The sequence below is a fragment of the Sphingobium sp. EP60837 genome (assembly GCF_001658005.1).
Classification (GTDB): domain Bacteria; phylum Pseudomonadota; class Alphaproteobacteria; order Sphingomonadales; family Sphingomonadaceae; genus Sphingobium; species Sphingobium tyrosinilyticum.
Genome location: NZ_CP015986.1, coordinates 795,350 through 815,459, shown reverse-complemented (window position 1 = coordinate 815,459; position 20,110 = coordinate 795,350). Strand labels below are relative to the sequence as shown.

The following is a 20,110-nucleotide window of genomic DNA, read 5'->3' as shown; positions in this document are numbered from 1 at the left end:
CGGGAAGGCTGGCCGGAGCCGCTCTGCTATTCCATAAGCATGAACCAGATGACCGACCTTTCCGCCTCGACGCAGATGCCGCTCGACCCTGATGCTTGCTGGGACGCGTTTCTGCGCCGTGACCGGGCCCTGGACGGGCAGTTCGTCGGCGCGGTGCTGACGACCGGCATCTATTGCAAGCCGAGCTGTGCGGCGCGGCACCCACGGCGGGAGAATATGATCTTCCTGCCCGATCCGGAGGCGGCGCGGGCGGCGGGGTTTCGGGCCTGCCTGCGCTGCCGCCCCGATGAAGTGGGGCGGGACAGACTGGCAGTGGAAGCGGCGAAACTCTTTATCGGCGGGGCAGAGACGCCCCCTTCGCTGGAGGAGGTCGCAGCACATGCCGGCTATGCGCCGCATCATTTTCATCGGCTGTTTAAACGGGAGACCGGGCTTACCCCCGCGGCTTATGCAAGGTCGCTGCGGGCGGAACGGTTGAAAGCGGCGCTGGAGGAGGGCGGGAGCGTCACCAGTGCGATCTATGAGGCGGGCTATAATGCGCCCAGCCGGGCCTATGCTGATGCGGAGCGGCATCTGGGGATGACGCCCAGCGCGTGGAAAGATGGCGGTCGGGGTGTCACGATCCGCCATGTCGTGGTGGAGTCGAGCCTTGGCCCGGTGCTGGTCGCCGCGACCGCCAAGGGGCTGTGCCGGATCAGCTTCGATGAGAATGAAGCGGATTTGCGGCGGCGCTTTCCCAAGGCGGATTTGATGGGCGGGGACGCAGCGTTGGAAGGGCTTGCGGCGCAAGTCGTCCGCTTGATCGAGGAGCCTGGGCGGCCGATTGATCTGCCGCTGGATGTGTGCGGCACGGCTTTTCAGCAGGCGGTGTGGGAAGCATTGCGCGCGATACCTCCGGGCGAGACTCGCAGTTATGGCGAGATTGCAGCGGCGATCGGCAAGCCGGGTGCGGTGCGGGCGGCGGGCACGGCTTGCGGCGATAATGGGCTGGCGGTGCTGATCCCCTGCCATCGCGTCTTGCGGAGCGACGGGAGTTTGGGCGGCTATGCCTATGGGTTGGAACGGAAGAAGGCGCTTTTGGAGCGGGAAGGGCGGGGGTGAGGGCGTGTCGGCTTTGGGTGGTTAGCGGACGCCGCACAGCCTATCCCGCTGCGACTAAGCCTCACCTGCAGTTCGGCAAGTCTCGGGCCCCTCCCGCTTGCGGAAGAGGTGAGGGGCTTGCGCAACGTCCGCTAATGGCCGTTAGGGACACCTCTCCCGACATACCGGCCTTAAATCGAAATCCCGCTTCCTTTGATTGGCGAAGTTGAGTGAGACCCCGGATCGAGTCCGGGGTGACGAAGAGCTGGTGACGGTTAGGAAGAGCTGGCGACCGACATTGATCGGGCCCCGGACTGCAATTCTGGGCTGCGCGGCCGGTTTTTATCGTCACGGGTCCGCTTGCTTCAGCCGCTCCATGATTGCGCGGCGTTCGGCCTTGCTCATGCCGCGCCAGCGTCTGATTTCGTCTCTTGTGCGGCCGCAGCCGGTGCAGAGGCGGCCTGCCTTGTCCAGCATGCAGATGTTAACGCAGGGGCTTTCCATGGGCGTTTTTGGCCATCACATGAAGCTGTAGGGATCGACGTCCACGGCGACGCGGGTGCCTGATTTCCAGGTGAGATTGCCGAGCCATTCGCGGATGGCGCTCTGCACGTCCATCGCCCTTGTGGCGTGGATCAACAGGCGGTGGCGGTGGCGGCCGCGCAGGACCGAGAGGGGTGCGGGCGCAGGCCCATAGACGCGCATGCCGTCTATCATCGGGGCGGACTTGCCGATCAGCCGGGCGACCTGAGCAGCCTCGTCGGCATCCTCGCTGGATACGATGATGGCGGCGAAGCGGCCGAAGGGCGGGGCGTTGGCGCGTCGGCGATTTTCAGTCTCCACTTCATAGAAGCGTTCCGAATCGCCCGCGATGAGCGCTTTGATGACCTCCGCTTCCAGCATCCGCGTCTGGATGAAGACGCGGCCGGGTTTTTGACCACGGCCAGCGCGGCCCGCGACCTGAACGATCTGCTGGAAGGTGCGCTCGGCAGCGCGCAGGTCGCCGCCTTCCAGGCCGAGGTCGGCGTCGATCACGCCGACCAGCGTCAGGTTGGGGAAATGATAGCCCTTCGTGACGAGCTGTGTGCCGATGATGATATCGACCGCGCCTGCCTCCACCGACTTCACGAACTCGGCGACCTTGGCGGGGGACCAGAGCGTGTCGGAGGTGACGATGGCGGTGCGCGCCTGTGGCCATAGCGCTTTTACCTCATCCGCGATGCGTTCGACGCCGGGGCCGCAGGCGACAAGGCTGTCCTCCTCCTTGCATTCCGGGCAGAAGCGCGGCGAGGGGATGACATGGCCGCAGTGATGACAGGCGAGGCGACGCGTCAGGCGGTGCTCGACCATCCAGCTGGTGCAATTGGGGCATTGGAAGCGGTAGCCGCAATGGCGGCACAGCGTCAGCGGGGCATAGCCGCGCCGGTTGAGGAAGAGGAGGCTTTGTTCGCCCTTTTCCATTGTTTCATCGATGGCCTTGACGAGAGGCGGCGCGATCCAGCGGCCGCGCTCAGGTGGGTCGGTGAGGAGGTTGATCCCCTCTATCCCCGGCATTTCCGCGCCGCCGAAGCGGGAGGGGAGCTTGATTTCCTGATAGCGGCCGAGTTCGACCTGATGGCGCGTTTCGATCGCGGGCGTGGCGGAGGCCAGGATGACGGGGAATTTCTCGATCAGCCCGCGCATCACCGCCACGTCGCGGGCGTGATAATGGACGCCATCCTCCTGCTTGAAGCTGGCCTCATGCGCTTCATCGACGACGATCAGGCCAAGATTGGGATAGGGCAGGAAGAGGGCGGAGCGGGCGCCAACCACCACGGCGGCTTCACCCGCAGCTATGGCGCGCCAGGCGCGGCGGCGTTCGGTCTGGCGCAGGCCGCTATGCCAGTTAACCGGGACCGTGCCGAAGCGTTTTTCGAAGCGTTCGAGAAAGGGTTCGGTCAGCGCGATTTCGGGGAGGAGGACGAGGACCTGGCGGCCCTGCCGGATGGCGGCGGCGATGGCTTCGAAATAGACTTCGGTCTTGCCGGAGCCGGTAACGCCATCGAGGAGGAAGGGCGCGAAGTTGCGTTCGTTGACGGCCTGGACGAACTGGTCTGCCGCTGCCGCCTGATTGTCTGACAGGACGGGCGGCGCATGGCCGGGATCGGGCGCGGGGAAGGGCGTATCGACGCTGACCTCCACCGCTTCGAAGGCCCCGGCCTTGACCAGGCCACGGATGACGGCGTCGCTGACGCCGCCGATCATCGCCAGTTCACGGATCAGGCCCTGTCGCTCGCCGATACGCTCCATCGCCTGCACGCGCTGATCGGTCATGCGATCGGGCAGGTCGCCGGTAGCGCGATATTCTATGACGGTGCGGGCGCCTTCGAGCGCGCTCAACGACGCGAGCGTCATGCGTAGCACGGCGGCGATGGGGGCGAGATAATAATCTGCCGTCCATTCGATCAGGCGGCGCAGGGTTTCCGGGACCGGGGGCGCATCGACGACGCTGGTGATGTTGCGCAAGCGGTTGTCGCCGACCGTTTCGATGTCGGGAAAGGCGTCTTCTTCCCACACCACGCCGATCAATTGGCGCGGGCCGAGCGGGGCGACGACGATGCTGCCGGGCTTGGCGCTCATCCCGTGGGGCACGCGATAATCGAGCGGGCCCAAGGCGGCGTTCAGGAGGATGACACGGGCGCGCGAACTCATCTGCCCCTCCCTATCGGTTGCGAGGCGTGAGGCAAGGCGGCGCGTTCAGATTTTCCAGCTGAGCGATAGCCAGGGAACATGGACGACAGCGTCCGGGCGGCCGTCGCGGAAGGTCTGTTGCCGCATGTAGAGCAGTTGGGCGTCAATGGCCTTGCTGAGCGGCTGGCGCAGCCCGATCTGCTGGCGCATGACGGCCAGGCCCGTCTTGTCGCTGGGCCGCGCGCGGTTGAGGTGGAAGAAAAGTTCGGCGGCGGCGACGAGGGTCGGGCCTTTTGCAGAGCCCAATGGGAGGGACGCCTGCACGCGCTGACGAAGACGCCAGCTTGCGCGGTTGGCGGTGTCGAAAAAGCGCTGCTCGATCCGCGTGCGGGCGAGAAAGATGCCGCGCGTGAGCGTTGCCTGCTGAAACAGGCGCAACTCCTGTTCCGGGCCGGAATGGAAGAAGGCGAGACCGCCGCCAAGCTGCACCCCCTTGGCGATGCGATGGTCCAGCAGGACGCGAGCGGTCTGCTGATCGCCGTTCGAACTGTCGCGGCGGAAACGCTGGCTGTGGTCCAGCGAGATCGTATCGGCAGGCGTTGCGGCGATGACGAGCGATTCAGTGATCCATGCCTGCGTTTCTCCGGTAGCGGCAGCGGCGGGCATGGCAACGGTCGCCACCAATATGGCGAGCGCGCCCGGGATGTGGCGTGGGCGCAGGAAGCGGTGCATCGAGTTGGGTCCTTTGGAAAGGTGCCGCCGTCATAATGTTACAGCCCTGTTTCCGTAAAGCCTGCTGCTGGCAATAATGGCTAATGCCGGGATCAGCCGCTAAAGGGGTGGCGATTCGCACACCCCGCTCCGGAGCCATTTCCATGAAGTTCTTCGTCGATACCGCCGATACCAATGAGATCCGCGAACTTGCCGCCACCGGCCTGCTGGACGGCGTCACCACCAACCCGTCGCTGATCCACAAGTCGGGTCGCAAATTCGTGGAAGTCGTCGAGGAAATCTGCGGCATCGTCGATGGCCCGGTGTCGGCCGAGGTGGTCGCACTCGACCATGAGACGATGATGAAGGAAGCGGCCGTGCTGCGGAAGATCGCGGACAATGTCTGCATCAAGGTGCCGCTGACCATTGATGGCCTGAAGACCTGCAAGGCGCTGACCAGCGAAGGCACGATGGTCAATGTGACGCTCTGCTTCTCGGCCAATCAGGCGCTTTTGGCGGCGAAGGCGGGCGCGAGCTTCATTTCGCCCTTCGTCGGGCGGCATGACGATAATGGCTTTGACGGCATGAAGCTGATCGAGGACATCCGCCTGATCTACGACAATTATTCGTTCGACACGGAAATCCTGGTGGCGAGCGTGCGGCACCCGATCCATGTGTTGGAGAGCGCGAAGATCGGCGCGGACGTGATGACTGCGCCGCCTTCGGTCATCAAGGCGCTGTTCAATCATGTGCTGACCGAAAAGGGCATCGCGGGCTTCCTGGCGGATTGGGAGAAGACCGGGCAGTCGGTTCTTTGATTTAGGCCCAGCTACCCACCCGTTCGCTCGAAACGAACGGGGTAGGGGAAGGGATTGCTGCAACCTCTGGCCGCGCGCATCATTCTTTCATCCTTGAAGGAGAGAGGCGATGTTCGTCGCGGTCTATTGGTGGCGAGTGCATCCAGGTAAAGAAGAGCAGTTCCGCGCGGCGTGGCGGCGCGGGACTGATCTGATCCGCGAAAAATATGGGAGCTACGGCTCCCGCTTGCATCGTGATGCGGAGGGGCGCTTCGTCGGCTATGCGGAATGGCCGGACGAGGCGACATGGCGCGCGGCGTTTGATCAGAAGATGGTCTATGACGAGCCGGAGACGCGTGCGGCCTTTGTCGATGCCATCGCAGAAGTGCCGCCCGATGCGGACCCCATTTTCACGATGACCGTGACGGACGACCTGCTGATGCGGGGAAGGCCGTTCGATAGCGCGCTCGATGGCGAATAGGGATGGCCCGGACTGGGGCTTTGGCTTTCTGGCCTTCGCGATCCTGATCGCGGGGCTGGTCATGCTGCTGCTGGGCTGGCGTTTATAGGTGGCGACCCCGGCAGGATTCGAACCTGCGACCATTCGCTTAGAAGGCGAATGCTCTATCCAGCTGAGCTACGGGGCCATGTGAGCGCTTCGATAGCGAGGGTTGCGGGCGCGCGCAATCATGCGCGGCATTGCATTTGCGCGGGGGGCGGATATGCAGGGGCGCATGACCGAGATGGGGGTTCGGAAAATCGATGCGCAGGCGCTCTCCGAGCGGCCCATGCGCTATTTCGATTTCTTCATTGCAGCGTTCGTCGCGATCCTGCTGCTGTCCAACCTGATTGGGGCGGCGAAGCTATCGACATTGTTTGGCTTTACCTTTGGCGCAGGCATCCTGTTTTTCCCGTTGGGCTATGTGCTTGGGGACGTGCTGACCGAGGTTTATGGCTATGCGCGGGCGCGGCGCTGCGTCTGGGCGGGGTTCGGCGCGATGCTGTTCATGGCGCTGATGAGCTGGGTGGTGGTGAAGCTGCCTCCGGCGGAAGGCTGGCCTGACCAGAAAGCCTATGAGGCGGTGTTCGGCAGCACATGGCGCATCGTCTTCGCTTCGCTGGCGGCTTTCTGGGCGGGGGAGTTCGCCAACAGTTTCGTGCTGGCGAAGATGAAACTGCTGACGCAGGGCAAGCATCTGTGGATGCGGACGATCGGATCGACGATCGTCGGGCAGGGGGTGGATAGCCTGCTTTTCTATCCGCTTGCCTTCTATGGCACCTGGACGACGGATCAGGTGCTAACGGTGATGGTCACCAATTGGATGCTGAAAGTGCTTTGGGAAGCGGTTCTGACGCCGGTGACTTATATGGTGGTCAATGGGCTGAAGCGGGCCGAAGGGCTGGACGTCTATGATGAGGGAACGGATTTCACGCCGTTCCGGACGCGGCTTTAAGCGCCTCTACCTTGATACCAAAACACCCCCTTCGTTCTCAGTCCCTACTCGGCACGGACGGAACGAAAAGCGTCATTCGGGATATTGCGCCTTCACGAAATAGAGGCCGTCAGGCGGCGCGTTTAGCCCTAGTGCAGCGCGGTTCTTGGCGTCTCGGGCGGCGCACATGTCTTCGACCGACCAGCGGCCCATGCCGACCAGGGCGAGGCAGCCTACCATTGAGCGGACCTGATGATGGAGGAAGGAGCGCGCTGCGGCATGGATGGCGATGCGGTCGCCCTCGCGCGCGACATCAAGGCGGTCTAGAGACTTTAGGGGGCTTTCGGCCTGGCAATGGGCCGAGCGGAAGGTGGTGAAGTCATGGCGGCCAACGAGGAGTTGGGCCGCTTCCTGCATCGCGTCCGTGTCGAGCGGCTGGATGACGCGCCATATGAGGCCGCTTTCCAACGTCAGAGGGGCGCGGCGGTTGGCGATCCGGTAGATATAGGCCCGGCCGGTGCAGGAGAAGCGGGCGTGCCAATCATCGGGCACAGTCTCGCAGGCGAGGATGGCGACCGGATTGGGGCGCAGGCGCGCGTTCATCGCCTCCATGAGGCGGAAGGGAGTGAGGGGCTTTTCTATGTCGGCGTGCGCGCGCATCGCGAGGCCGTGAACGCCCGCGTCGGTGCGGCCAGCTGCGTGGATGATGGCCTGTTCGCCGGTGATGGCGTGAATGGCGTCTTCCAGTGCCTGCTGGACGCTGGGGCCATGCGCCTGGCGCTGCCAGCCCATGAAGGGGCGGCCATCAAATTCTACGGTGAAGGCGAAGCGGGTCATATGATCATGTTTGTGAAGCTGTTGGCGTTTGGGCTCGCTGCGCTCGCACCCACCCCTTCCCCCTCCCTTGAAAGGGAGGGGGCTTATTGAGGGGCTAGCCATCGACGCGGCTGCCCGCTGGCATGTCATAACCGCGGAGCAGTTCTCCGGGTGACATTGCGCCCTTGCCTGCGCGCTGGATGAGGGTGGGACGGATGGCCCCGTGGCCGCAGCCGATGAGCAGGCTGTTGTCGAGCAATTCGCCCGGCGCGCCGCCATGTTCCTCCACATGAGCAGCGAGAATGCGGAAGCGTTCGCCGCGATATTCGAAGAAGGCGCCTGGAAAGGGATTGAAGGCGCGGACCTGTCGTTCGACCTGATGTGCATCGCGGGTAAAGTCTATGCGGGATTCGGCCTTGTCGATCTTTGATGCGTAGGTGACGCCTTCCTCCGGTTGGGGCATGGGCGGATGGGCGGGAAGGTCCTCCAGCACTTCGACCATCAGTTTCGCCCCTGCCTGCGCCAGTTCGTCCGTAAGCGTGCCTGCGGTCTTGTCCTCGATCGGCGTGACATGCTTGGCGCGCATGGGGCCTGTGTCGAGCCCGGCTTCCATATCCATGATCGTGACGCCGCTAAGATTGTCGCCTGACAGGATCGCGCGTTGGATCGGCGCTGCGCCGCGCCAGCGGGGAAGCAGGGAGGCGTGGATGTTGAGGCAGCCGAAGCGAGGCGCTTCCAATATCGGGCGGGGGAGGATCAGGCCATAGGCGGCGACCACCGCAACGTCGGCCTTGAGCGCGGCGAAGGCGGCCTGGACCTCCGCGTCTTTCAGGGAGAGCGGCGTGTGCACCTCAATGCCCATCTGTTCGGCTTGGCTGTGAACGGGTGAGGGGCGCAGCGCCTTTCCGCGTCCGGCGGGGCGGGGCGGCTGGCTATAGACCGCCACGATTTCATGGCCAGCCTTTGCCAGCGCGGTGAGCGCGGGGACGGCGAAATCGGGGGTTCCCATATAGATGATGCGCATGGCGGGCCTTTTGTTGGGTTCCGGCCGGAGCCGCCTCGGGAATAGGCTTAAGGCGTATTTCCAAGGACGTCTCTCAACTCTTTTGACCCCGGACTTGCAAGCCCCTATCTCGGTTCCATGGCTTCTCCCGAGATCGAAGCGCTGACGCAGGCGCTGTCCCGCCTGCCCGGCCTTGGCCCGCGTTCCGCGCGGCGCGCCGTGCTGCATCTGCTTAAGAAGCGCGAGAGCGCGCTGGAGCCGCTGCTGCGCGCGTTGGACGCGGTGAATGACCGGCTCGTGACATGCGGTATATGCGGAAATGTCGATACGGTTGATCCTTGCGGCATCTGTGTCGATGCCCGCCGCGATGCACGGGCGCTGTGCGTGGTGGAGGATGTGGCGGACCTGTGGGCGTTGGACAAATCGCGGCTGTTCCCCGGTCGCTTCCATGTGCTGGGCGGTCGCCTGTCGGCGCTTGAGGGCGTGCGGCCGGAGGATTTGAGCATTGATGCGCTGGTGTCCCGCGTTGAGGCGGGCGGGATCGACGAGGTCGTGCTGGCGATGAATGCGACGCTGGAGGGGCAGACGACCGCGCATTATCTGGCCGAACGGCTGGAGCGTTTTCCGGTGCGGCTGACGCAACTGGCCCATGGCGTGCCGGTGGGCGGCGAGTTGGACTATCTGGACGAGGGCACTTTGGCGCAAGCATTGCGGGCCAGGCGCCCGGTCGCTTGAATTTTCGGCGCTGTCGGATTATTTTACGGTCATGGCCATTCTTCCGATCCTAGAGGCGCCCGATCCGCGCCTGCGTACCATTTCGTCACCGGTGGAGGCGATCGACGACGATCTGCAGCGTCTGATCGATGACATGTTCGAGACCATGTATGACGCGCCGGGCATTGGTTTGGCGGCGATTCAGGTTGGTGTTCCCAAGCGGGTGCTCGTGATCGACCTGCAGGAACCCGAATCGGACGAAGAGGGCGCACCGGGGGTCAAGAAGCCGATGGTGTTCATCAATCCCGAAATTCTTGAAACGTCGGAAGACCTGTCGGTCTATAATGAAGGCTGCCTGTCGGTGCCCGAACAGTTCGCTGAGGTGGAACGGCCCGCGACGATTCGCGCCAGCTGGATGGACCGCGATGGGCGCATTCATGAGGAGCGGCTGGAAGGCCTGCTCGCGACCTGCCTGCAGCATGAGATGGATCACTTGCAGGGCGTTCTGTTCGTCGATCACCTGTCGCGGCTGAAGCGGGATATGCTGCTGAAGAAGCTGAGCAAGGCGCGCAAGGCGGCTTGAACATCCTTCTTCCGCTGGCGGGAGAAGGATACGAAGCTTGCCAGCTTGCTGGCTAGGCGCAGTTGCACGAGGGTGTTCTGCGTGACCGACCCTCACCTTCCCACCGCTTCGCGGCGGACCCCTCCCTCTCCCGCCTGCGGGAGAGGGAAGCTGAATGTCCGCTTATTTAAGTCTGGCTCTGCTCCCTTTCCCTCAAGAGCAGGGCAAGTCAGCCCACCCCATCCGTATCCAGCGCATAGCCCGCCGAGCGCACCGTGCGGATGATGTCGCGATATTTGCCGTCCGCGTTGATCGCCTTGCGCAGGCGACGGATGTGGACGTCCACGGTGCGTAGCTCGATGTCGCTATCCTGTCCCCAAACGCTGTCGAGCAGGCGCTCGCGCGAAAAGACCCAGCCGGGATGCTCCAGGAAATGTTTGAGCAGGCGGAATTCGGTGGGGCCGAGCGGGATGACCTGGCCGCCGCGGCGGACCTTGTGGCCTACCGTGTCCATCTCGACATCCGCGAAGGTCAGCGTTTCTCCAGCAAGGGCTGGCCGGACGCGGCGCAGGACCGCGCCGACGCGGGCGACGAGTTCGCGGGGAGAGAATGGCTTGGTGACATAGTCGTCCGCGCCCGTTTCTAGGCCGCGGACGCGATCTTCTTCCTCGCCGCGCGCCGTCAGCATGATGATAGGGACGTTCGCCGTGCCGTTCATGCGGCGCAGGCGGCGGCAGACTTCGATGCCGGACAGGCTTTCCACCATCCAGTCGAGCAGGACGATGTCGGGGACATTTTCCTGGGCGAGGAGCAGAGCCTCCTCGCCATCGACGGTGTGGGCGACCTCGAAATCCTCTCGCTTGAAATGCCAGATGAGAAGTTCTGCGAGCGCCGCGTCATCTTCGACCAGAAGCATCTTGGCTCTCGCCATGCTCAATCCTCCAGCGGTTGGGAGCCGCCGCGTTCGCGGTCCGGCGCGGTCTGGCCGGTGGCGGCGTAATAGACCATCTCGGCGACGTTGGTGGCGTGGTCGCCGATCCGTTCGATATTCTTGGCGACGAAGAGCAGGTGCGCGCACTCGCTGATGGTCTTGGGATTTTCGACCATATAGGTGACGAGCGTGCGGAAGACGCTATTGTAGAAATCATCAACGACCGTGTCGCGCTCGATCACGGCCAGCGCCAGATCGGCGTCGCGCGCGGCGAAGGCGTTGAGCGCGTCATGCACCATTTCGGCTGCGACCTGCCCCATGGAGGGGAGAAGCGAGACCGGCTCCAGCGTGCGCTGATTGGCGGTGATCAGCGGTACGCGTTTGGCGATATTTTTGGCGTAATCGCCGATCCGCTCGACCACGCCCACGATCTTAAGCGCGGCGATCACGTCGCGCAGGTCGTTGGCCATGGGCGCGCGCAGGGCGATGACTTGGATCACCAGCTTTTCAACCTCCGCCTCGATCGCGTCGATGCGCTTGTCGTCGGCCACCACTTGCGCGGCGAGGGTTTTGTCCTGGCGCTGGAGGGCCAGCATCGCGCTTTCGATGGCTGCTTCGGCGCGGCCGCCCATTTCAGCGATGAGGCCGCGCAGCTTGTCGATTTCCTCGTCGAACGCCTTGATCGTATGTTCAGCCATGTCTTTTCTCTCCGCTCCGATCAGCCGTAGCGTCCGGTGATGTAGTCCTTGGTCCGTTCCTGCTTCGGATTGGTGAAGATGTCCGACGTCACGCCATATTCGACCAGTTCGCCCAGGTGGAAAAAGGCCGTGCGCTGCGACACGCGGGCGGCCTGCTGCATATTGTGGGTGACGATGACGATCGCGTAGCGGCCGCGCAGTTCGTGGATCAGTTCCTCGATCTTGGCCGTTGCGATTGGGTCGAGCGCTGAGCAGGGCTCGTCCATCAGGATGACTTCGGGCTCGACCGCGATCGCGCGGCCGATGCAAAGGCGCTGCTGCTGGCCGCCCGAAAGCGCGGTGCCGCTGTCGTGGAGGCGATCCTTCACTTCGTCCCAGAGACCAGCGCGGCGGAGCGACTTTTCGACGATGACGTCGAGGTCTGCCTTGCCATGGGCCAGGCCGTGGATGCGCGGGCCGTAGGCGATATTTTCGTAGATCGACTTGGGGAACGGATTGGGCTTTTGAAACACCATGCCGACACGGGCGCGCAGTTGCACCACGTCCATGCTGGGGGCGTAGATATCCTCGCCGTCGAGCGTGATCGTGCCTTCGGTGCGGGCGCTCGCCACGGTGTCGTTCATGCGGTTCAATGTGCGCAGGAAGGTCGACTTTCCGCAGCCCGACGGGCCGATGAAGGCGGTGACATTGTCCATATCGACGTCGATGGAGACGCCCTTGATCGCCTGTTTCTCGCCATAGAAGACCTTTACATCGCGCGCGGTCATCTTGGTTTCGGTGGCAGGCACCAGGGTTTGTGGTTCGTGCATCATATTTACCACCGTTTTTCGAACTTGTTGCGCAGGTAGATGGCGAGGCCGTTCATCGCGAGCAGGAACACCAGCAGGACGATGATGGCGGCGGAGGTCTTTTCGACGAAGCCCTTGGAGACTTCGTCCGACCAGAGGAAGATCTGGACGGGGAGGACGGTCGCAGGATCGGTGATGCCGCCCGGCGGCGTGGCGATGAAGGCGCGCATGCCGATCATGAGCAGCGGAGCCGTCTCCCCGAGCGCGCGCGCCATGCCGATGATGGTGCCGGTGAGAATGCCGGGCAGGGCGAGGGGAAGGACGTGGTGAAATACGACCTGAACCGGCGAAGCGCCGATGCCGAGCGCAGCGTCGCGAATACTGGGCGGCACCGACTTGATGGCGTTGCGTCCGGCGATGACGATCACGGGCATGGTCATCAGCGCCAGCGTCATGCCGCCGACCAGCGCCGCAGAGCGCGGCAGGTGCAGGAAGTTGAGGAAGATCGATAGCCCCAGCAGGCCGAAGATGATCGAGGGAACGGCGGCAAGATTGTTGATCGACACTTCGATGATGTCGGTCAGCCAGTTCTTGCGGGCATATTCTTCCAGATAGAGCGCGGTCGCGACACCGATCGGGAAGCTGAGCGCCAGGGTGACGAGCATCGTCAGCAGCGAACCCTTGAACGCGCCCCAGATGCCGACTTGGGTCGGATCGGTGCCGTCGCTGGCGGACAGGAAGTTCCAGTTGATCCCGGTGGAGAGCAGGCCAGCCTTGTTGAGGCGATCCACGGCAGCTTCGGCCTCCGGCGACGCGTTGCTCTTGGCGGCAAGGTCGATCGCTGTGGAAGCGGGCAGCGCGATCGTTTCGGTGCGCGAGAGGATCTTGGGGTCCGCCTTGATCCTGTCGCGCAGGACGGTCCAGGCGGTGGAGGAAACCCATTCCTCTGCGTCCGCGCCCAGCGCCTTCTTTACCGTCTCGCCCGTCACCATCGGCAGGTTCGCGTTGGCGAGCGACTGATCGGTGATGGCGTCGGGATCGAGCAGCAGCGGAGAGGCAGGGAAGTCGATCTTCACCGCGATCTCTGTGCGAGTAAAACCGCGCAGGCCGTTGCCCAGCATCGTGAAGAGCAGGAAGGCCAGGAATGCGGCGGAGAGCAGTACGGCAAAGAGACCGGCCAGCTTGAAGCGGCGCTCGGCGGCGTAGCGCCGGGCGATCCGCTTGCGCATCGCGTCCGACTTCCAGTCGGTGGGGGTGCGGGTGGCGGTCATTCGTAAGCCTCGCGATATTTCTTCACGACCCGCAGGGCCACGATGTTGAGCAGCAGGGTGACGATGAACAGGACGAGGCCGAGCGCGAAGGCGGCAAGCGTCTTGGCGCTGTCGAATTCCTGGTCGCCGGTCAGTAGCTGGACGATCTGGGTCGTGACCGTCGTCACGCTGGCGAAGGGGTTTAAGGTGAGGTTGGCGGACAGGCCCGCAGCCATCACCACGATCATCGTCTCGCCGATGGCGCGGCTGACGGCCAGCAGGACGCCACCGACGACGCCGGGCAGGGCGGCGGGGATGAGGACTTTGCGAATGGTCTCGCTGGTGGTTGCGCCCATGGCGAGGCTGCCGTCGCGCATGGACTGCGGCACGGCGGCGATGCTGTCGTCGGCCATTGAGGAGACGAAGGGGATGATCATCACGCCCATGACGAGACCGGCGGCCAGCGCGCTTTCGGAACTCGCGCTGTGGATGCCGATGGCGACGGCGAAGTCGCGCAGGGCTGGCGCGATGGTGAGCGCGGCGAAATAGCCATAGACCACCGTTGGTACGCCCGCGAGCACCTCAAGGATGGGCTTCATCCATTTGCGTACACGCGGCTGCGCATATTGGGTGAGGTAGATGGCGCTCATGAGGCCCAGCGGGATGGCGACGATCATGGCGATGATCGCGCCGATGAAGATCGTGCCCCAGAAGAGCGGTACGGCACCGAACGCATCCTCATTGCCATAGCCCATGGCGGCGGATTGCGGGCTCCATTTGGTGCCGAAGAGGAAGTCGATGGGGTTCACCATCGAGAAGAAGCGGAAGCTTTCCCACAGCAGCGAGGCGACGATGCCGAGCGTAGTGATGATCGCGAGCAGCGAGGCGATCAGCAGCATCGCCATGACGAGCCGCTCGACCCGCGTGCGGGCGCGAAAGTCTGGACGGACCCGAGTGAAGGCGTAAGCGCCACCGGCAAAGGCGAGGACCAGCGCGAGGGCCGCGCCCGCCATGCCATATTTGCCGGTGGCGGCTTTATAAGGATCAACAAGGCCCTGCGAGAGCGGGTTGAACGCCCCAGCCTGCTTGCCCGTCGCGATCGCCCGCGCCTCGCCCAGAATGGCGGAGCGCGAGAAATCATCGGTGGGCAGGCTCTGCGCCGCCGGGCTGCTCAGCACATCCTGGGTAATGAGGCCGGGGGCGACATTCGCCCAGACCGCCAGGAAAATGGCGGCCGGGATCAGTGTCCACAGCGCGACATACCAGCCATGATAGCCTGGCAGGCTATGCACGGCGTCGCGGCGGCCGGACGCCCGGGCTCCGGTTTGTAGCCGCAGCGCGCGGGCGCGGGCGCTGACCCAGGCGATTGCGCCAAGGCCCGCCAGCAGCAGGAGGATTGCAGGACCTGTCATCTGTCTTTCTTATTTCAGCTGCGAACCGTCGAGAACGGCAAGCGACTTGACCGTTTCGGCGCTCGCCTTGCGAACATCGTCCGGCGCAGCGACCATGCCCCGCTTGGTGAGCGCGCCATCGGGATTCCAGTTGGAAGCGAAGGTGTTGAGGAACGCCTGAAGACCCGGGATCGCTGTCATGTGCGCCTTTTTCACATAGATGTAGAGCGCGCGCGCGCCGGGATATTTGCCGGTGGAGACGGTTTCGTAGGTCGCTTCGACGCCGTTGATCGTGACGTCCTTCAGCGTGTCCTTATTCTCTTCCAGGAAGCTGTATCCGAAGACGCCGAGCGCGTTGGGATTAGCGCCCAGCTTCTGGACGATCAAATTGTCATTCTCGCCCGAGTCCACATATTTGCCATCTTCGCGAACGCGGGTGCAGGTGGCCTTGAACTCGTCCTCGCTCTTTTCCTTGAGCGCCTTCATGGCCGGATCGGTTTCGCAGCCCTTCGTCAGGATCAACTCGGCCAAGGAATCGCGGGTGCCGCTGGTGGACGGCGGGCCGAACACGCTGATCGGCGTGGCGGGCAGGCTGGGGTCCACATCCTTCCAAGTCTCTGCCTTGTTCGGGCCCTTGCCATAGGGGTTGGCGGCCAGCGCTTCATAGACGATCTTGGGCGTCAGCTTCAGGCCGGGGCCGTTCTTCGCCTCGGCGAAGGCAAGGCCATCGACGCCGACCTGGATTTCGATGATGTCCTTGACGCCATTCTTCTGGCAGTCCTCGAACTCCGACTTCTTGATGCGGCGTGAGGCGTTCTCGATATCGGGATATTGAGCGCCAACGCCCGCACAAAAGAGCTTCATGCCGCCGCCGGTGCCAGTCGATTCGATGATTGGGGATTTCATGCCGGGATTGCCCTGCACAAACATCTCCGCGATCGCCGTGGCGAACGGATAGACGGTGGATGAGCCAACCGCCCGGATCTGGTCACGGGTGCCGCCAGCGCCGCCACCAGAGGACTGATCGCCGCAGCCGGCGAGCGTGAGTGCGGCCGCGGCGGTCGCGGCGAGCAAGGCGAAATGCTTCACGGGTAATCTCCTTTGTCAAAAGGCCGCGATTCGCAGTCGCCGCCCCCCTCTGGGCACGCGCCGTAGCCGCGGTACATCGCGCCTTTGTGACAGTCCAATTGCACTTTTATGACATAGCGGCCTGGAGCCATGGCTGCAGGCGGAAATTTTTGGTCAATGCTTTGATGTGGCGACTTTTTCTTCAGGGGCCATCGGCGGCAGCAGGACGGTGATGCTGGTGCCCTTGCCCAAGATGCTGGCAATGTCGAGCCGGCCGCGATGCCGTTCCACGATATGCTTGACGATCGCTAAGCCGAGTCCGGTGCCCCCGATCGCGCGGCTGCGGCCCGAATCCACGCGGTAGAAGCGCTCCGTCAGCCGCGGCAGGTGATCCGGTCCGATGCCTTCACCTTCATCGGCGACGCAGAGCCGGGTCATGCCGCTTGGCCCTTCAGTCAGGCTGACGCGGATCGGCGTGCCAGCCTTGCCATATTTGACGGAGTTGCCGATCAGATTGTGGAGCAGTTGCGACAACTGCGCCCGGTCGCCGGCCACCGAGGGGAGCGCGGGATCGATCTCCATTTCCACCTCGCGGCCGCGATCGCCATGGCTGGTGCGGAACACGCCGACGACTTCTGCCACCAGCCCGGACAGATCGACCGGGCTGTCGGGGACACGATATTTCTCCGCCTCGATGCGGGATAGGGAGATGAGGTCGTCGATCAGTCGCTGCATCCGGCGCGCTTCCCCATCCATGATCTTCAGGAAGCGCTGGCGCGTTTCGTTGTCGCGGCCGAGATCGGGGTCGGCCAGCGTTTCGATAAAGCCCAATATCCCGGCGAGTGGTGTGCGCAGTTCGTGGCTGGCATTGGCGACGAAATCGACCCGCATTTTTTCGGCGGCATGTGCGCCGCTATGATCGGCGAGGTGGACGAGGCGGCGAATGGAGCCGTCGCTCCCCACCGGCGCGATCCGCATCTGCCAACGCTGATCGCGGGTGCCCAGGCCCACCAGCTCCAGCATCACCGGCTCCGCCATTGGGGCGAGGCTCGCCAATCGTTCGGCGGCGGCGGGGTGGCGGATGGCGATGCGTGCGTCTTCCCCTTCGATATGCGCGCCGAGCAGCCGTTGGGCGGCTCGGTTGGCGCGGATGATCCGCCCGCGCTCGATCAGCATCAGTGGATCGGCTATGCCCTCCAGCAGGTCGGCAAAGTCGGGGTGGACAACGATGTCCGCGCTCTCCTCAGCAGGCGAAGGCGTGCTTGGCTTGGGCGCTGGCCCCTGCGAGGTGATCAGGAGGATCGCCAGTCCCGCGAGGACAGGCAGGGCGATCGCCCAGACGGTTGCGCCTGTCAGCAACGCGCTTCCGGTCGCCAGAAACAGCACGGCAAGCGAAGCGGTGATTTGGGAAATGGTCAGTCGATTCATGGTTACCATGCTGGATTATTGGCCGCTTTGCTGCGATGGCTGGCGCAATAGCGTGGATTCTTTACGCTTTGGCAAGGGCGATAGCGGATCAAGAGGATATGAGCGAGCAATTGCCAGAACCGCATGTTTCCGATCCCGCCGCTGCTGGTGCGGGGGAAGACTATGGTGGCGCGCCCTCGCGTCGCCAGTTGCTGATGGGTGGAGCCGTCGCTGCTTCGGCGATCGTGTCCATTCGCCCCGCGCTGGCCAATACGGCGGCGTCCGTTCTCAACTGCACCATTCCCGTGCCGGATCAGGGCCGGGCGGGCAATTATGTCGCGCCTAATGGACAGCTGGTTCCTGCGGGGACGGCAGGGGCATTCCCGGCCCAAGGCCGCAGCTATACTGGTGAGCAGGTCAAGCAAGCGCTGCGCGGCGGGCGGCTGCCCGGCACAAGCTACGAACAGAATCAGGCCTATCTGAATTATATTCGGCGGCTCCAGTCGGGTACGAGCGGCTTTACCTGCTACGCATCGTTGCAAATGCCGCGTTAGGCACCTGCTTACTCCTTCGCGCTACAGCGGAGCGACGCCAGATAGTTTAAGGGCAGGTCGTGACCGCAGAGCGCCGTTATCATCAGGACAGCAACGCCGCCTTGTGCGTGCTGGAGGATATCACGCTCCTCTACCATCGGTCGTCGGGGCAGACGCATATGGTGATCAGCCCGGTTCCCGAGATATTGGACGCGCTGGGCGAGGATGACTCCCCCGTAACGGCTGCGCAGGTGCATGCGCGGCTGGAGCGGCGCTATGACCTGGGCGAACCGGAGCAGGCGATTGCAGAGATCGAAGCGCATCTGGCCGGACTGACGGCCCTTGGTGTTGTGCGGCGCGCATGAGGCATCAGCTTTCCCTGAAGATCGGGCCTGCGTCCTTCCGCATCGGCTCCGCCTGGCGGCAGCCGGTTGAGCTGTTGGCGGCGCTTTATGACGATTATCCCCAGGTCGATGGCGATGTGGCTGATTTTACCGTTCGTCTGGAGCCGACGAGCCTGCTGCGGCGGTGGGTGCGGCCTTCGATCTTCATCACTGGCGACCATGGCCTGGCCGATGCCGCGCCCATGAGCCTGGCCCATGGCCTGCTGGCGGCGGAGATGGGCATGAACCTGCAGATGGCGTTGGGGTGGCGGCGGCATCTGCTGCTGCATGCGTCGAGCGTTGAGAAGGACGGACGCGCGCTGGTGATGACCGGCGAATCGGGTTCCGGCAAATCGACTCTGGCGGCGCAATTGGGCGAGCGGGGCTGGCGGCTGATGGGTGACGAGTTTGCCTTGCTGGACCTTGTTAGCGGGGCAGTGTTTCCTTTCCCCCGCCTTGTATCGCTGAAGAATGGCGCGATCAGGGTGATCGCGGCAGAGGCGCCTGACAAGCGGATGGGGCCGTTGCTTGGCGGAACGGCGAAGGGAGACATACGCCATCTCGTGCCACGCGCAGATGCGGTGGGGCGGATGGGGGAAGGGGCGCAGCCTGCGCTGCTGCTGTTTCCCCGTTTTGGTCATGGCGCGGACGTGCGGCCGGTCGGGCAGGGGGAAGTCTTCATGCGGCTGACTCAAGCGTCCACCAATTATGTCGCGCTGGGAGAGGCGGGCTTTGGCGCACTCACTCGCTTCGTACAGGGCGTTCCGGCGCGGGCGATCGATTTTCCTTCCGGGGATGCGGCGATCGCCATGGTCGAACGGCTTTGGGAGGAGCTTGCATGAGCGGGGCGGCGCTGGTGCGCGCTTTGCGGGAGCCTGTAACGGTGGCCAGGCTGGATGCGACGGCGTGGAATGCGCTGATCGCGGCGGCGCGGGCGGAGCGCTTGATCGGAACGCTGGCGGTGAGGGTTGATGCGGCGCAGGCACCCCAAGCGGTCCGGCCGATACTGGCGGATGCGCGGCTGGATGCGGAGCGGGAAGCGCGGCAGGCATTGTGGGAGGCTGACCGAGCCGCCGAAGCGCTGGGTGCGCCGGTGCTGTTGCTCAAAGGGACCGCATATGTTGCGGCGGGGCTGACGGCGGGCGAGGGGCGGTTCATTGGCGACCTTGATATCCTGGCGCCCCGCGAAATGATGAATGAAATAGAGGAAAGATTGAAGGCGGCGGGCTGGGAATGGGTAAAGGAGGATGCCTATGACGATGCCTATTACCGGCAGTGGATGCATGAACTGCCGCCGATGATCCATCGGGAGCGGGACCGGATGATCGATGTGCATCATACGATCCTGCCGCTGACGGCGCGGCAGAGCCCCGATGCCGAGGCGATGTTGGCCGATTCCGTTTCGATAACAGAACGATTATCTATTTTGTCGCCCGAGGACATGGTCTGCCATTCGGTCGCGCATCTGCTCGCGGATGGGGATATGGCGGGCGGCTTGCGGAACCTGTGGGATATCCATTGCCTCTTGGAGAAGGCGGACCTGGGGCGGCTGGAAGAGCGGGCGGAGCGGCATGGGATCAGCCGCCATGTTGCGCAGGCGCGGCGGCTGGCGGCGGTGCTTTATGGTCGCGAGCGGGGTGAGCGGCTGACGCTTTGGGATCATGTGGTGATGTGGCGGTTGCTCGCTCGGGATGGGTGGGGGCGCGAGACGCGCAAGCTGCTGCGCTTTGCCTTCTATGTGCGCTCGCACTGGCTGCGGATGCCGCCGATGATGCTGGCGCGGCATCTAGTGACGAAATGGCGCAAGGGGCACCGGCCGGTTTAGGATGGTGCCGGGCCTTAAGGCGGGGTTGGTGAGCACCCCCGCGACAAGCT

22 protein-coding genes and 1 tRNA gene are annotated in these 20,110 nt (G+C 63.9%); 10 read left to right on the top strand and 13 right to left on the bottom strand.

Annotation, left to right across the window (positions count from 1 at the left end):
- Positions 1 to 39: 39 nt before the first annotated feature.
- On the top strand, positions 40 to 1,101 hold the full coding sequence (gene ada, locus EP837_RS03895; protein WP_066524619.1) for a bifunctional DNA-binding transcriptional regulator/O6-methylguanine-DNA methyltransferase Ada: 1,062 nt from the start codon (positions 40 to 42) through the stop codon (positions 1,099 to 1,101).
- 327 nt (positions 1,102 to 1,428) lie between these two features.
- Here ada and EP837_RS03890 read toward each other — a convergent pair whose 3' ends face one another.
- From EP837_RS03890 to EP837_RS03880, 3 genes are read right to left on the bottom strand one after another with little or no spacing between them, the layout of a single operon-like run.
- A complete protein-coding gene (locus EP837_RS03890; RefSeq protein WP_066524617.1) occupies positions 1,429 to 1,584 on the bottom strand; it encodes a DUF1289 domain-containing protein in 156 nt (51 codons plus the stop codon).
- A 15-nt stretch (positions 1,585 to 1,599) separates the two neighbouring features.
- A complete protein-coding gene (locus EP837_RS03885) occupies positions 1,600 to 3,771 on the bottom strand; it encodes a primosomal protein N' (RefSeq protein ID WP_066524616.1) in 2,172 nt (723 codons plus the stop codon).
- A gap of 45 nt (positions 3,772 to 3,816) precedes the next feature.
- The gene (locus tag EP837_RS03880; protein WP_066524613.1) at positions 3,817 to 4,482 is read right to left on the bottom strand and encodes a DUF2490 domain-containing protein; all 666 of its coding nucleotides are present in this window, start codon (positions 4,480 to 4,482) and stop codon (positions 3,817 to 3,819) included.
- 143 nt (positions 4,483 to 4,625) lie between these two features.
- On the opposite strand from EP837_RS03880, the gene fsa reads away from it, so the two are divergent.
- Together fsa and EP837_RS03870 are read left to right on the top strand one after the other, a co-directional pair.
- Complete coding sequence (fsa, locus tag EP837_RS03875; RefSeq protein ID WP_066524612.1) at positions 4,626 to 5,279, top strand: fructose-6-phosphate aldolase; 654 nt, start codon at positions 4,626 to 4,628, stop codon at positions 5,277 to 5,279.
- Between the two features lie 109 nt (positions 5,280 to 5,388).
- Positions 5,389 to 5,739, top strand: coding sequence for an antibiotic biosynthesis monooxygenase family protein (locus tag EP837_RS03870; RefSeq protein WP_066524611.1), 351 nt, complete (start codon positions 5,389 to 5,391; stop codon positions 5,737 to 5,739).
- Positions 5,740 to 5,828: 89 nt separating this feature from the next.
- Here EP837_RS03870 and EP837_RS03865 read toward each other — a convergent pair.
- Positions 5,829 to 5,905, bottom strand: a tRNA-Arg gene (locus EP837_RS03865).
- Between the two features lie 87 nt (positions 5,906 to 5,992).
- Here EP837_RS03865 and EP837_RS03860 point away from each other — a divergent pair.
- Complete coding sequence (locus EP837_RS03860) at positions 5,993 to 6,712, top strand: queuosine precursor transporter (RefSeq protein WP_066528622.1); 720 nt, start codon at positions 5,993 to 5,995, stop codon at positions 6,710 to 6,712.
- A gap of 72 nt (positions 6,713 to 6,784) precedes the next feature.
- Here the strand turns inward: EP837_RS03860 and truA are convergent, their stop codons facing one another.
- Both truA and fmt read right to left on the bottom strand, forming a co-directional pair.
- Complete coding sequence (truA, locus tag EP837_RS03855) at positions 6,785 to 7,528, bottom strand: tRNA pseudouridine(38-40) synthase TruA (protein WP_066524607.1); 744 nt, start codon at positions 7,526 to 7,528, stop codon at positions 6,785 to 6,787.
- A 94-nt stretch (positions 7,529 to 7,622) separates the two neighbouring features.
- Positions 7,623 to 8,531 carry a methionyl-tRNA formyltransferase gene (gene fmt, locus EP837_RS03850; protein WP_066524606.1) on the bottom strand — a complete coding sequence of 303 codons (909 nt, stop codon included), beginning with the start codon at positions 8,529 to 8,531 and terminating at the stop codon, positions 7,623 to 7,625.
- A gap of 117 nt (positions 8,532 to 8,648) precedes the next feature.
- On the opposite strand from fmt, the gene recR reads away from it, so the two are divergent.
- Positions 8,649 to 9,245 carry a recombination mediator RecR gene (gene recR / locus EP837_RS03845; protein WP_066524604.1) on the top strand — a complete coding sequence of 199 codons (597 nt, stop codon included), beginning with the start codon at positions 8,649 to 8,651 and terminating at the stop codon, positions 9,243 to 9,245.
- Positions 9,246 to 9,276: 31 nt separating this feature from the next.
- Positions 9,277 to 9,807, top strand: coding sequence for a peptide deformylase (gene def / locus EP837_RS03840; RefSeq protein WP_066524602.1), 531 nt, complete (start codon positions 9,277 to 9,279; stop codon positions 9,805 to 9,807).
- Between the two features lie 208 nt (positions 9,808 to 10,015).
- On the opposite strand, the gene phoB is transcribed toward def, so the two are convergent.
- The 7 genes from phoB to EP837_RS03805 form a co-directional block, all read right to left on the bottom strand.
- Entirely contained in the window at positions 10,016 to 10,717 is a 702-nt protein-coding gene (phoB, locus tag EP837_RS03835) for a phosphate regulon transcriptional regulator PhoB (RefSeq protein WP_066524599.1), read from the bottom strand.
- A gap of 2 nt (positions 10,718 to 10,719) precedes the next feature.
- Entirely contained in the window at positions 10,720 to 11,415 is a 696-nt protein-coding gene (gene phoU / locus EP837_RS03830; protein ID WP_066524598.1) for a phosphate signaling complex protein PhoU, read from the bottom strand.
- A gap of 20 nt (positions 11,416 to 11,435) precedes the next feature.
- A complete protein-coding gene (gene pstB, locus EP837_RS03825; RefSeq protein ID WP_066528620.1) occupies positions 11,436 to 12,224 on the bottom strand; it encodes a phosphate ABC transporter ATP-binding protein PstB in 789 nt (262 codons plus the stop codon).
- A gap of 5 nt (positions 12,225 to 12,229) precedes the next feature.
- The gene (gene pstA, locus EP837_RS03820) at positions 12,230 to 13,474 is read right to left on the bottom strand and encodes a phosphate ABC transporter permease PstA (protein WP_066524595.1); all 1,245 of its coding nucleotides are present in this window, start codon (positions 13,472 to 13,474) and stop codon (positions 12,230 to 12,232) included.
- A complete protein-coding gene (pstC, locus tag EP837_RS03815) occupies positions 13,471 to 14,865 on the bottom strand; it encodes a phosphate ABC transporter permease subunit PstC (protein ID WP_066524594.1) in 1,395 nt (464 codons plus the stop codon). Before pstC ends, pstA begins: the two co-directional genes overlap by 4 nt.
- 9 nt (positions 14,866 to 14,874) lie before the next feature.
- Positions 14,875 to 15,933: a substrate-binding domain-containing protein gene (locus tag EP837_RS03810; RefSeq protein ID WP_066524592.1), complete on the bottom strand. Its 1,059-nt coding sequence runs from the start codon at positions 15,931 to 15,933 to the stop codon at positions 14,875 to 14,877.
- A gap of 153 nt (positions 15,934 to 16,086) precedes the next feature.
- On the bottom strand, positions 16,087 to 17,340 hold the full coding sequence (locus EP837_RS03805) for an ATP-binding protein (protein ID WP_066524591.1): 1,254 nt from the start codon (positions 17,338 to 17,340) through the stop codon (positions 16,087 to 16,089).
- Positions 17,341 to 17,438: 98 nt separating this feature from the next.
- On the opposite strand from EP837_RS03805, the gene EP837_RS03800 reads away from it, so the two are divergent.
- From EP837_RS03800 to EP837_RS03785, 4 genes are read left to right on the top strand one after another with little or no spacing between them, the layout of a single operon-like run.
- Positions 17,439 to 17,873: a hypothetical protein gene (locus EP837_RS03800; RefSeq protein ID WP_066524589.1), complete on the top strand. Its 435-nt coding sequence runs from the start codon at positions 17,439 to 17,441 to the stop codon at positions 17,871 to 17,873.
- 59 nt (positions 17,874 to 17,932) lie between these two features.
- On the top strand, positions 17,933 to 18,217 hold the full coding sequence (locus tag EP837_RS03795) for an HPr-rel-A system PqqD family peptide chaperone (protein WP_066524588.1): 285 nt from the start codon (positions 17,933 to 17,935) through the stop codon (positions 18,215 to 18,217).
- The gene (locus EP837_RS03790; RefSeq protein ID WP_066524587.1) at positions 18,214 to 19,077 is read left to right on the top strand and encodes an HprK-related kinase A; all 864 of its coding nucleotides are present in this window, start codon (positions 18,214 to 18,216) and stop codon (positions 19,075 to 19,077) included. The genes EP837_RS03795 and EP837_RS03790 overlap by 4 nt, the downstream gene beginning before the upstream one ends.
- Positions 19,074 to 20,060 carry a nucleotidyltransferase domain-containing protein gene (locus EP837_RS03785; RefSeq protein WP_066524585.1) on the top strand — a complete coding sequence of 329 codons (987 nt, stop codon included), beginning with the start codon at positions 19,074 to 19,076 and terminating at the stop codon, positions 20,058 to 20,060. Before EP837_RS03790 ends, EP837_RS03785 begins: the two co-directional genes overlap by 4 nt.
- Positions 20,061 to 20,110 lie beyond the last annotated feature (50 nt).